This window comes from Pseudomonas sp. P1_F1_2 (assembly GCF_056405815.1).
On the sequence record NZ_JBFUBK010000154.1, the window covers coordinates 1 to 11,296 of the forward strand.

The following is an 11,296-nucleotide window of genomic DNA, read 5'->3' on the forward strand; positions in this document are numbered from 1 at the left end:
CGTTCCACTGAGCACCGCGGAACACGCCTTCGAGTTCCTGGATGATCTTGCCATTCCCGCGAACCGGGCCGTCGAGGCGCTGCAGGTTGCAGTTGATGACGAAGATCAGGTTGTCGAGCTTCTCGCGGCCAGCCAGCGAGATGGCGCCCAGGGATTCCGGCTCGTCACACTCGCCGTCGCCCAGGAAGCACCAGACTTTCTGCTTGCCTTCAGGGATGAAGCCACGGGCTTCCAGGTACTTCATGAAACGTGCCTGGTAGATCGCCTGGATCGGGCCCAGGCCCATGGATACGGTCGGGAACTGCCAGAAATCAGGCATCAGCCAAGGGTGCGGGTAGGACGAGAGGCCCTGACCGTCGACTTCCTGGCGGAAGTTGTTCATCTGGTCTTCGGTGATGCGGCCTTCCATGAACGCACGGGCGTAAACGCCTGGCGAGGTGTGACCCTGGAAGTAGATCAGGTCGCCGCCGTGTTCGTCGGTCGGGGCCTGGAAGAAGTAGTTGAAGCCGATGTCATACAGGGTGGCGCTGGAGGCGAAGCTGGAGATGTGACCGCCCAGGTCAGAATCTTTCAGGTTCGTACGCATCACCATGGCCATCGCGTTCCAGCGTACCAACGAGCGAATGCGGCGTTCCATGAACAGGTCGCCAGGCATGCGTGCTTCGTGGGTTACGGGAATGGTGTTGCGGTACGGCGTGGTGATGGCGTAAGGCAGCTGCGAGCCACTGCGGGTCGCCAGTTCGCCCATACGGGTCATCAGATAGTGAGCGCGGTCTTCGCCTTCTTTGTCGAGAACCGATTCCAGGGCGTCCAGCCATTCCTGGGTTTCGACGGGATCGAGGTCTTGCATGGCTTGCTCCAGGGCGGAAAGGCTTCCAGAATCGGTTGCCTGAGTTTGCGACTGGCCTTGTGGGCAGACGATATAAATTCTTGGATTGCCGAGAGGTTGTTCCGGCGGCGTGTAGTTTTACTACAAATCTTCGGGCATTTCAGCCTTTCGAATGTATATACGAGTAGTAAAACTACAGATGAATGGCTTGTGGCCTCCGGCTGCGTTGTGAGAATAATCGTTAAGGTTGGTCTTTTACCAACCACAAAAGGTGAAAGCTTGATGTTCACTGCCAAAAATAAAGAATTTTCAGCTATTTCTAACTTTTGTTCGACAGTCCTTCACGTAGTGCAATATGAAAATTCACTACATGCAACCCGTTGTACGCCGATCAAGGATAGACCATGAGCCTTCCCACGCTTGCCGAACTGCCCGGCATTCTCCTGCCGCTTGTCACCCGCGCCGAACAGTCGCTGCGCACCGCCGTTGCGGCCCTTGAGGACGATCATCGGCTCTCCACCTGGACACCTGAACGCTGGGCGCAATTCGCCCGCGTCGTGGCCGCCAGCGACTTTGTGATTGAACAGAGTGTGCGTGACCCTTTGATGTTGCTGGGGCTGGTTGAGTCCGGCGAATTGGATCGCGGTTTTGCCCCCGGCGAGTTGTGCGGGCAGATTGCGGCAGCGGTGAATGCGGCGCAAACCGAGGACGAACTCGGCCGCGCCCTGCGCCGTCAGCGCACCCGCCAGCAAGTGCGGATCATCTGGCGCGACCTGACCCGCCAGGCCGACCTGGTTCAGACCTGCCGCGACCTCTCGGACATGGCCGATGCGAGTATCGATCAGGCCTATCAGTGGTTGTATTCGCGTCATTGCGAGCAGTTTGGTGTGCCGACCGGCCGCCGCAGTGGCGAGCCGCAACAAATGGTCATCCTCGGCATGGGCAAACTCGGCGCGGTGGAGTTGAACCTGTCGTCGGACATCGACCTGATCTTCGCCTACCCCGAGGGTGGCGAAACCGTCGGTGTGAAGCGCTCACTGGATAACCAGGAATTCTTCATTCGTCTGGGCCAACGCCTGATCAAGGCGCTGGACCCGATGACGGTCGACGGATTCGTGTTCCGCGTCGACATGCGCCTGCGCCCTTACGGTTCGGCAGGTGCGTTGGTCTTGAGCTTCAATGCGCTGGAGCAGTATTACCAGGATCAGGGGCGTGACTGGGAGCGCTACGCGATGATCAAGTCGCGCGTGGTGGCGGGTGATCAGGTGACTGGTGCGCAATTGCAGGACATGCTGCGCCCCTTCGTTTACCGGCGTTACCTGGACTTCTCGGCCATCGAAGCGCTGCGCACCATGAAGCAGCTGATCCAGCAGGAAGTCCGGCGCAAAGGCATGGCCGACAACATCAAGCTCGGCTCTGGCGGCATTCGTGAAGTCGAGTTTATCGCCCAGGCGTTCCAGCTGATTCATGGCGGCCGCGACCTGAGCCTGCAACAACGCCCTCTATTAAAAGTACTGAGCACACTGGAAGGTCAGGGTTACCTGCCGCCGGCAGTGATCAGCGAGTTGCGCGAAGGCTACGAATTCCTGCGTTACACCGAACACGCGATTCAGGCGATTGCCGACCGCCAGACCCAGATGCTGCCGGATAGCGCGCAGGACCAGGCGCGCATTGCCTTTATGATGGGCTTCGCCGACTGGGACGCCTTCCATGAGCAACTGATGTATTGGCGTGGGCGCGTGGCCTGGCATTTCGCTCAGGTGATTGCCGATCCTGATGAAGAGCAAGGCGGCGAAAGCGAAGTAGTGGTTGGCGGTGAATGGCTGCCGTTGTGGGAAGAAGCCCAGGACGAAGAGGCGGCTTGCCGGCAGTTGGAGGAGGGTGGTTTCAAGGACGCCACCAAGGCCCTGAAAGCCTTGGCGGGACTGCGCGGCAGTCCGCAACTTCGTGCGATGCAGCGTTTGGGGCGTGAACGCCTTGATGCCTTTATTCCACGCTTGCTGGCTCAGGCCGTCGAGCATGCCAACCCCGACCTGGTGCTGGAGCGCGTGCTGCCGCTGGTTGAAGCCGTGGCCCGTCGTTCCGCCTATCTGGTGTTGCTGACCGAAAACCCCGGCGCACTGCGACGCTTGATGACCTTGTGCGCCGCTAGCCCGTGGATCGCCGAGCAAATCACGCGCTTCCCGCTGCTGCTCGACGAATTGCTCAACGAAGGCCGGCTGTTCAAGCCACCACTGGCGCCGGAGCTGGCCGCCGAATTGCGCGAGCGCCTGATGCGGATTCCCGAGGACGACCTCGAACAGCAGATGGAAGCCCTGCGCCATTTCAAACTGGCGCACCGCTTGCGCGTCGCCGCCTCGGAAATCGCCGGCAGCCTGCCGTTGATGAAAGTCAGCGATTACTTGACCTGGCTCGCCGAAGCTATTCTTGAACAAGTGTTGGCCCTGGCTTGRCACCAGACCGTGGCCAAGTACGGCACGCCGTTGCGTGCTGACGGCAGGTTGTGCGATCCCGACTTCATCATTGTCGGTTATGGGAAAGTCGGCGGGCTGGAACTCGGGCATATTTCGGACCTGGATCTGGTGTTTATCCACGATGGCGATCCACTGGCAGAAACCGACGGACCAAAACCAATCGATGGTGCGCAGTTTTTCACCCGCCTGGGGCAACGGATCATTCACTTGCTGACGGCACAGACCAACTCCGGTCAGCTGTATGAAGTGGACATGCGCTTGCGACCTTCGGGTGCAGCGGGGTTGCTGGTGAGTTCGCTCGGTGCATTTGCCCGTTATCAACACGGCGAGGCCTGGACCTGGGAGCATCAGGCGCTGGTTCGGGCGCGAGTGCTGGTGGGCAGCGCGGATGTCGGTCGGGAATTCGAGCGGGTTCGCGCGGCGGTGCTGGGCAAGCCGCGAGACCTGGCGACCCTGCGTCAGGAGGTCAGTGAGATGCGCGCGAAGATGCGCGATAACCTCGGCACCAAGAGTACGGCGGCCGGGACCGGGGCGAATGCCTTCGAAGCCACGGCGCCGTTTGATCTCAAGCAGGACGCCGGAGGTATCGTCGATATTGAATTTATGGTGCAATACGCGGCCCTGGCGTGGTCCCAAGCGTGCCCGTCATTGCTGCGCTGGTCTGATAATTTCCGCATTCTGGAAGAGCTGGCAAACGAAGGGCTGATGCCCGCCGAAGACGCCAGCTTGTTGCGCGAGGCCTATAAAGCCTATCGCTCCGCCGCTCACCGGCAGGCCTTGCAGAAGGACGCCGGGGTCATACCGGGCGACCAGTTCGCGGATGAACGGCGACAGGTGTTGCGAATCTGGCGTGAGCTGGGGCTAAGCTGAAGCGGGATATTGAAACATCCAATACCCAATGTGGTGGTGAGTGAGCTCGCTGCCACAAAAGATCTGCAGTGTTTTGTAGAATTCTCGAGGCGGGGAGGCGTATGCCTCCCCGGTTCGTTTTTGGAAACCACATGAAAATTCTGATCGTTGGGCCCAGTTGGGTCGGTGACATGGTGATGGCGCAGACACTGTTTCAGTGTCTCAAGCAACGCCACCCGCAATGCGAAATCGACGTCCTGGCCCCCGAGTGGAGCCGGCCGATCCTGGAACGCATGCCCGAAGTACGCCAGGCCTTGAGCTTTCCGCTCGGCCACGGCGCTTTGGAGCTGGCGACCCGGCGGCGTATCGGCAAATCCCTGGCCGGTCAGTACGACCAGGCGATTTTGCTGCCAAATTCGCTGAAGTCGGCGCTGGTGCCGTTCTTCGCCGGCATCCCGAAGCGCACCGGCTGGCGTGGCGAATTCCGCTACGGCCTGCTCAATGACGTGCGCACGCTGGATAAAGAACGTTATCCGCTGATGATCGAGCGCTTCATGGCCCTGGCCCATGAACCCGGCGCCGAACTGCCGAAACCCTATCCACGCCCGACCTTGCAGATCGACCCGGTCACCCGCGAAGCGACGCTGGCCAAGTTCGGCCTGGCCCTCGACCGCCCGGTGTTGGTCCTGTGCCCCGGTGCGGAGTTTGGTGAAGCCAAGCGCTGGCCGTCCGAGCATTACGCCAAGGTCGCCGAAGCGAAGATTCGCGAAGGCTGGCAAGTCTGGTTGTTCGGTTCGAAAAACGATCACGCCGTGGGCGAAGACATCCGGGCGCGCCTGATTCCCGGCCTGCGTGAAGAGTCGGTCAACCTCAGCGGCGGCACTTCGCTGGCCGAAGCCATCGACTTGATGTCCTGCGCCGATGCCGTGGTGTCCAACGACTCCGGCCTGATGCACGTCGCCGCCGCGCTGAACCGCCCATTGGTGGCGATCTACGGCTCGACGTCGCCAGGTTTTACCCCGCCGTTGGCCGAGCATGTCGAAGTGGTTCGCCTGGGTATCGAGTGCAGCCCCTGCTTCGATCGCACGTGCCGGTTCGGTCATTACAACTGCCTGCGCCAGCTCATGCCGCAAGCGGTTAACGAAGCCTTGCAGCGGTTGCAGGGCACTGTGGTCGAGGTCAAATAGTTTGCGGGTTCTGTTGATCAAGACGTCTTCGCTGGGCGACGTGATTCACGCGCTGCCAGCGTTGACCGACGCGGCCCGGGCAATCCCCGGCATCAAGTTTGACTGGGTGGTGGAAGAAGGCTTTGCCGAGATCCCGACCTGGCACCCGGCCGTGGGCAAGGTGATCCCGGTGGCGATCCGTCGCTGGCGCAAGAACATCTGGCAAACCATCAAGAGTGGCGAGTGGAAGCGCTTCAAACAAAGCGTTCGAGCCACAAAATATGATCTGGTGATCGACGCTCAGGGCTTGCTGAAAAGCGCCTGGCTGACGCGTTACGTCAAGGCGCCGGTCGCCGGGCTGGACAAGGATTCGGCACGCGAGCTGATGGCCGCGCGCTTTTACTCCCGTCGCCTGGCGGTGGGCCGTGGACAACACGCGGTAGAGCGGGTGCGTCAATTGTTCGCGCTGGCATTGGGCTACGACTTGCCCAAGGGTCTGGGCGATTACGGCCTGAACGTCGAACGCCTGGTGGAACTGCCGCGCAAGAATCCGTACGTGCTGTTCCTGCACGGCACCACGTGGGACACCAAGCACTGGCCGGAAGCCTACTGGCGTGAGCTGGCCGAACGCGTGGGTTATCTCGGCGTCGGCGTGAAGCTGCCGTGGGGCAATCCGGTAGAGAAAGCCCGGGCCGAGCGCATCGCCGCCGGGTTCCGTCATGTCGAAGTGCTGCCCAAGCTGAATCTGGCGGGCGTCGGCAAGGTCCTGGCCGGTGCACAGGCGTGTGTCGCCGTGGACACCGGCCTGGGTCATCTGGCCGCCGCGCTGGATGTGCCGACCCTGTCGCTGTTCGGCCCGACCAACCCGGGCCTGACCGGTGCCTATGGCAAAGCGCAGATTCACATCGCCAGCGACTTCCCGTGCGCCCCGTGCCTGCAAAAGAAATGTACGTATCAACCGACGGCCCAGGATGCCCGTCAGTTTGACCTGAAACGCGAGTGGCCCCTGTGCTTCACGCGTCTGAATCCCGAGCGTGTCGCGACCCGACTGAGCACGTTGTTACTGGCTGAGGAGCTGCGCTGATGCAATTGGCATTCGTCTTGTACAAGTATTTTCCGTTCGGGGGCTTGCAGCGCGATTTCATGCGCATCGCCCTGGAATGTCAGCAGCGCGGCCATCAGATTCGTGTCTACACGTTGATCTGGGAGGGCGACGTTCCGCCGGGTTTCGAAGTGCTGGTGGCACCGGTCAAAGCGCTGTTCAATCATCGGCGCAACGAGAAGCTCAGCGAGTGGATGGAAGCCGACCTGGCCAAGCGTCCCGTGGATCGGCTGATCGGCTTCAACAAAATGCCGGGCCTGGACGTTTACTACGCTGCCGATGGCTGCTTTGAAGACAAGGCGCAGAATCTGCGCAACTCGCTGTACCGCCGTTGGGGCCGCTACCGGCACTTCGCCGAGTACGAGCGCGCGGTGTTCGCCAAAGACGCCAAGACCGAAGTGCTGATGATTTCCGAAGTGCAGCAGCCGCTGTTCATCAAGCATTACGACACGCCGCTGGAGCGTTTCCATCTGCTGCCACCGGGCATTTCCCAAGACCGTCGTGCACCGGCCAATGCCGCTGAGATTCGCGCCGGGTTCCGTGCCGAATTCAACCTCAAAGACGATGAGTTGCTGCTGGTGCAAATCGGCTCCGGGTTCAAGACCAAAGGCGTGGATCGCAGCCTCAAGGCACTGGCCGCGCTGCCCGCTGATCTGAAGAAACGCACCCGGCTGTTTGTAATTGGCCAGGATGACCCCAAATTATTCCAGATGCAGAGCGCCACATTGGGCCTTGGCGATAACGTGACGTTCCTCAAGGGCCGTAGCGATATCCCGCGTTTCCTGCTCGGTGCCGACCTGTTGATCCACCCGGCGTACAACGAAAACACCGGGACCGTGTTGCTCGAAGCCCTGGTGGCCGGGCTGCCGGTATTGGTGAGTGCGGTGTGTGGCTATGCCCATTACATCGCCGAGGCCGACGCCGGCCTGGTGCTCGACGAACCCTTCGAGCAGGCACAACTGACCCGATACCTGACCGGTATGTTGAATGACGCTCAAGCACGGGCGGCCTGGAGCCGCAACGGTCTGGCCTTTGCCGAGACGGCCGACCTCTACAGCATGCCGCAGCACGCGGCCGATGTGATTCTGGCGGAGCGCGCTAAATGAAGTTGATGCTGGCTGAACCGTTCAAGAGCCTTTGGGCCGGACGCGATGCGTTCACCGAAGTCGAAGGCCTCGAGGGCGAGGTTTACCGTGAACTGGAAGCGCGCCGGACCTTGCGCACTGAAGTGAACGGCAATGGTTTTTTCGTGAAGATCCATCGCGGCATTGGCTGGGGCGAGATCTTCAAAAACCTGCTGACGGCCAAGCTGCCGGTCCTCGGCGCGGGTCAGGAATGGAAAGCCATTGCGCGCCTACAAGAAGTCGGCGTGCCAACCATGACCGCCGTCGCCTACGGCGAGAAGGGCAGCAACCCGGCAGACCAGCACTCGTTCATCGTCACCGAAGAGCTGGCGCCGACCGTCAGCCTCGAAGACTTCAGTATCGACTGGATCAAGAATCCGCCCGAGCCCAGGCTAAAGCGTGCGCTGATCGCCGAAGTGGCGCGCATGACCGGCATGATGCATCGCGCCGGGGTCAACCACCGCGACTGCTACATCTGCCATTTTCTGCTGCACACCGATAAACCGGTGACCGCCGACGATTTCAAACTCTCAGTGATTGACCTGCATCGTGCCCAGACCCGTTCGGCAATCACTCGGCGCTGGCGCAATAAAGATCTGGCGGCGCTGTACTTTTCGGCCCTGGACATCGGCCTGACCCGGCGTGACAAGCTGCGTTTCCTCAAAGGCTACTTTCAACAGCCGCTGCGCCAGATTCTGGCCGAAGAAGCGTCGCTGCTCGCCTGGCTGGAAGGCAAAGCCAACAAACTTTATGACCGTAAACAGCGATATGGGGATGCGCTCTGATGGCGGGTTGGAAACTGGAACCTGCTTACAGTGAGCTGGCAGAGGATTTTGGCAGCCTTGAAGCGGTGTTCGCGCTGCAGGGTGAGCGGCTGACCCGCGACCTGTTGTCCGAGGTCATCCGCGTCAATCGCAACGGCGTCAACTATTACGTCAAACGCTACAACGGTGCCGGCAAAGGCCTGCGCCGTTATCTGGGCAAACCCCGGGTGAAGACGGAGTGGCAGAACCTCAAACGCTTCGCCAAGTGGGGTATTCCTACCGCCGAAGTCGTGGCCTGGGGCCTGGAACGGCGCGGCGCGGCGTACGACCGCGGAGCGATGATCACGCGCGAACTGCCTAATACTGAAGACTTGTCGGCACTGGCTGAACGGCACGATCCCAAGTTGTCGGACCGTGCCTGGGTCGATACGGTCAGTCGGCAATTGGCGGATTACACCCGGGTAATGCACGACAATCGCTTTGCTCATAACGATTTGAAGTGGCGCAATTTGCTGATCGACGATCAAGCCCGACTGTTCCTGATCGATTGCCCCAACGGCCATTTCTGGCGCGGCTTCTGGCTCCAGTACCGGATCACCAAAGACCTGGCTTGCCTGGACAAGGTGGCCAAATACCACCTGTCGGCCACCCAGCGCTTGCGCTTTTATCTGCAGTACCGCCAGCGGGACCGACTCAATGCCGCCGACAAGAAACGGATCCGGCACGTAGTGAGATTTTTCGAGGGACGCGAATGACTGATTTTCTGGCTGCTGAAGACCGTGCGCTGCTTGAACGCCATGGTCTCGCCACGTTCGATGCGCTGTGGGCCAAGCAGCTTGAAGCGGTGGATGAACCCAACACTGTCGGCGGTGGCTGGAGCAGTGTGYTTCGGCTGGATCTGGAAGGTCGTGGTTTCTATCTCAAGCGTCAGAGCAACTACCTGACGCGCACCTTCCACGCGCCCTTTGGCGAGCCGAGCTTTGCCCGTGAGTTTCGCAACATCAGCCGTTATCAAGCGCTCGGTATTCCGGCGCTACAGGCGGTTTTTTTTGGTGAGCGCAAGGTTAATGGCGAAGTCCGTGCGGTCTTGTTGACGCGTGCGCTGGACGGCTGGGATGACCTCGACTCGCTGTTGCAGCGCTGGGCAGACCTGAGCGATGCGCAACATTCGGCCATCCTGAAAGCCTGTGGTGAACTGGCGCGACGGCTGCACAGCGTGCGGCAGGTGCATGGTTGCTTCTACCCTAAACACATTTTCATGCAGGCTACTGGCGACGGTTATCAGGCACAGTTGATCGACCTGGAAAAAACCCGGCCGCTGCTGTTCGGTCAGCGTGATCGGGTCAAGGACCTGGAGCCTTTGCTGCGCCGTGCGCCGGAGTGGACCGCCAGCCAATTGCGCGAGATGTTGGCGGCTTACGTGGGTCAGGCGCAAGACAGCTCGTTGGTGGACAACTGGGTTGCTCGCTTGACCGCGCGGCGCAGTCGCAAGGAGACGCGCTGATGCGTTTGTCCGAACTGAAAACGGCCGGCCGCAGCCCGGGCCTGCCACTGAACATTTCACTGGCCGACGCCGCCGGGACCGCAGAGTTGCAATTGCTGAGCCTGTTGCGGGTCTTGCCGGGGCAGCGATATGTCGGCGCCGGTGTCTGGCGCGGCCGTCCGGTGCTGGCCAAATTGTTGGTCGGCAGCAAAGCGGCGCGACATTTTCAGCGTGAACTGGACGGTGTGCGCTTGCTGGCCGATCAAGGGCTGACCACGCCGCAATTGCTGGTGGACGGTTTGAAAGAAGGCGAGGGCGGCTGGCTGTTGTTTGACTTCCTTGAAGGCGCCGAAAGCCTGGGGGATACCTGGAAACAAGTCGAACACTTGCCGGTGCTGGCGGATATGCAAGGGGCCGTACTGGCCGAAGCGTTGGGCGCTATCGGCCAAATGCACCGCAAGGGGCTCTGGCAGGAAGACCTGCATCTGGACAACCTGTTGCGTCAGCGCGGTCGGTTGTACCTGATCGATGGTGGCGGTGTCTGTGCCGAGACGCCGGGCCAGCCGTTGTCACGGCAAAAGGTGCTGGAAAACCTCGGTGTATTTTTTGCGCAGTTGCCCAAGTCGCTGGAACCGTTCACCGAAGAACTGCTGGTGTATTACCTGTTGAGCAACGGCGAGCACGCCTTGCCGATGGAAGCCTTGCAGAAGCAGATCGATAAGGTTCGCACCTGGCGCTTGAAGGACTTCCTGATCAAAGTCGGTCGCGAATGCACGCTGTTCAGCGTCCAGCGTGGTGCGTTTGGCTTGCGGGCGATCCGTCGCGAAGAAGAAACCGCGATGCTGCCGGTGCTGGAGCAGGCCGACGCGTTGCTCGATGAAGGTCATTTGTACAAGACCGGCGGCGCGGCGAGCGTAGGAAAAGTCGAGGTTGATGGTCGGACGCTGGTGATCAAGCGCTACAACATCAAAGGCTTTGCCCACTGGCTCAAACGCTTCTGGCGTCCGAGCCGAGCGTGGCACTCGTGGCGTGAAGGCAATCGTCTTGCCTTCCTTGGCATTGCGACCCCCAAACCGTTGGCGTTGCTGGAGAAGCGATTTCTCTGGCTGCGCAGTCGGGCGTATCTGGTGACCGAGTATCTGCCGGGACCGGACATCATCGAGCGCTTCGCGCCTTTCGTCGACAGCGGCAACGCCCCTGAAGCGGAACTGCTGGCGCTGGATCATTTGTTCGCCGAGTTGATTGGCGAGCGCATCAGCCATGGTGACTTCAAGGGCCATAACCTGTTCTGGCAGGAAGATCGCTGGGCGCTGATCGATCTGGATTCGATGTGCCAGCATGGCTCGGCGGGCAGCTTTGCCCCGGCCTATGCGCGGGATCGGGCGCGGTTCATGCGCAATTGGCCAGAGAGCAGTGCGCTTTATAAGGTCATCGATCAGCGTTTGCCCAAAGATATCTCTGGCGCTGCCTGAATTGCCATCGTCGGAATGCCACCCGGAGCAAGC

Annotated in this window: 8 protein-coding genes and 1 pseudogene; 8 read left to right on the plus strand and 1 reads right to left on the minus strand. The window is 60.6% G+C overall.

What is annotated here, in order from left to right:
* Positions 1–850 (minus strand): annotated as a pseudogene (locus AC1D2P_RS28950) (pyruvate dehydrogenase (acetyl-transferring), homodimeric type); the annotation flags it as partial.
* 383 nt (positions 851–1,233) lie between these two features.
* Here AC1D2P_RS28950 and glnE point away from each other — a divergent pair.
* The 8 genes from glnE to AC1D2P_RS28990 all read left to right on the plus strand — a co-directional run bounded on the left by glnE (position 1,234) and on the right by AC1D2P_RS28990 (position 11,263).
* A complete protein-coding gene (gene glnE / locus AC1D2P_RS28955) occupies positions 1,234–4,173 on the plus strand; it encodes a bifunctional [glutamate--ammonia ligase]-adenylyl-L-tyrosine phosphorylase/[glutamate--ammonia-ligase] adenylyltransferase (RefSeq protein ID WP_477811713.1) in 2,940 nt (979 codons plus the stop codon).
* A gap of 131 nt (positions 4,174–4,304) precedes the next feature.
* A complete protein-coding gene (gene waaF, locus AC1D2P_RS28960; protein ID WP_109785411.1) occupies positions 4,305–5,339 on the plus strand; it encodes a lipopolysaccharide heptosyltransferase II in 1,035 nt (344 codons plus the stop codon).
* A 1-nt stretch (position 5,340) separates the two neighbouring features.
* Positions 5,341–6,402 carry a lipopolysaccharide heptosyltransferase I gene (gene waaC / locus AC1D2P_RS28965; protein ID WP_109785412.1) on the plus strand — a complete coding sequence of 354 codons (1,062 nt, stop codon included), beginning with the start codon at positions 5,341–5,343 and terminating at the stop codon, positions 6,400–6,402.
* Entirely contained in the window at positions 6,402–7,526 is a 1,125-nt protein-coding gene (locus AC1D2P_RS28970) for a glycosyltransferase family 4 protein (protein WP_046028328.1), read from the plus strand. Before waaC ends, AC1D2P_RS28970 begins: the two co-directional genes overlap by 1 nt.
* Positions 7,523–8,329 (plus strand): lipopolysaccharide core heptose(I) kinase RfaP, encoded by an 807-nt coding sequence (gene rfaP / locus AC1D2P_RS28975; protein WP_046028330.1) that lies wholly within the window; start codon positions 7,523–7,525, stop codon positions 8,327–8,329. The genes AC1D2P_RS28970 and rfaP overlap by 4 nt, the downstream gene beginning before the upstream one ends.
* A complete protein-coding gene (locus tag AC1D2P_RS28980) occupies positions 8,329–9,063 on the plus strand; it encodes a lipopolysaccharide kinase InaA family protein (protein WP_046028331.1) in 735 nt (244 codons plus the stop codon). Before rfaP ends, AC1D2P_RS28980 begins: the two co-directional genes overlap by 1 nt.
* Complete coding sequence (locus AC1D2P_RS28985; RefSeq protein ID WP_477811714.1) at positions 9,060–9,812, plus strand: lipopolysaccharide kinase InaA family protein; 753 nt, start codon at positions 9,060–9,062, stop codon at positions 9,810–9,812. The genes AC1D2P_RS28980 and AC1D2P_RS28985 overlap by 4 nt, the downstream gene beginning before the upstream one ends.
* Positions 9,812–11,263 carry a lipopolysaccharide kinase InaA family protein gene (locus tag AC1D2P_RS28990; RefSeq protein WP_109785414.1) on the plus strand — a complete coding sequence of 484 codons (1,452 nt, stop codon included), beginning with the start codon at positions 9,812–9,814 and terminating at the stop codon, positions 11,261–11,263. The genes AC1D2P_RS28985 and AC1D2P_RS28990 overlap by 1 nt, the downstream gene beginning before the upstream one ends.
* The last annotated feature ends 33 nt before the right edge of the window (positions 11,264–11,296 follow it).

What these genes read in the sequence shown, in the direction of transcription:
- AC1D2P_RS28970 (WP_046028328.1), top strand. Translation starts at nt 6,402, where the DNA reads ATGCAATTGGCATTCGTCTTGTACAAGTATTTTCCGTTCGGGGGCTTG.
- waaF (WP_109785411.1), top strand. Translation starts at nt 4,305, where the DNA reads ATGAAAATTCTGATCGTTGGGCCCAGTTGGGTCGGTGACATGGTGATG.
- AC1D2P_RS28980 (WP_046028331.1), top strand. Translation starts at nt 8,329, where the DNA reads ATGGCGGGTTGGAAACTGGAACCTGCTTACAGTGAGCTGGCAGAGGAT.
- AC1D2P_RS28990 (WP_109785414.1), top strand. Translation starts at nt 9,812, where the DNA reads ATGCGTTTGTCCGAACTGAAAACGGCCGGCCGCAGCCCGGGCCTGCCA.
- rfaP (WP_046028330.1), top strand. Translation starts at nt 7,523, where the DNA reads ATGAAGTTGATGCTGGCTGAACCGTTCAAGAGCCTTTGGGCCGGACGC.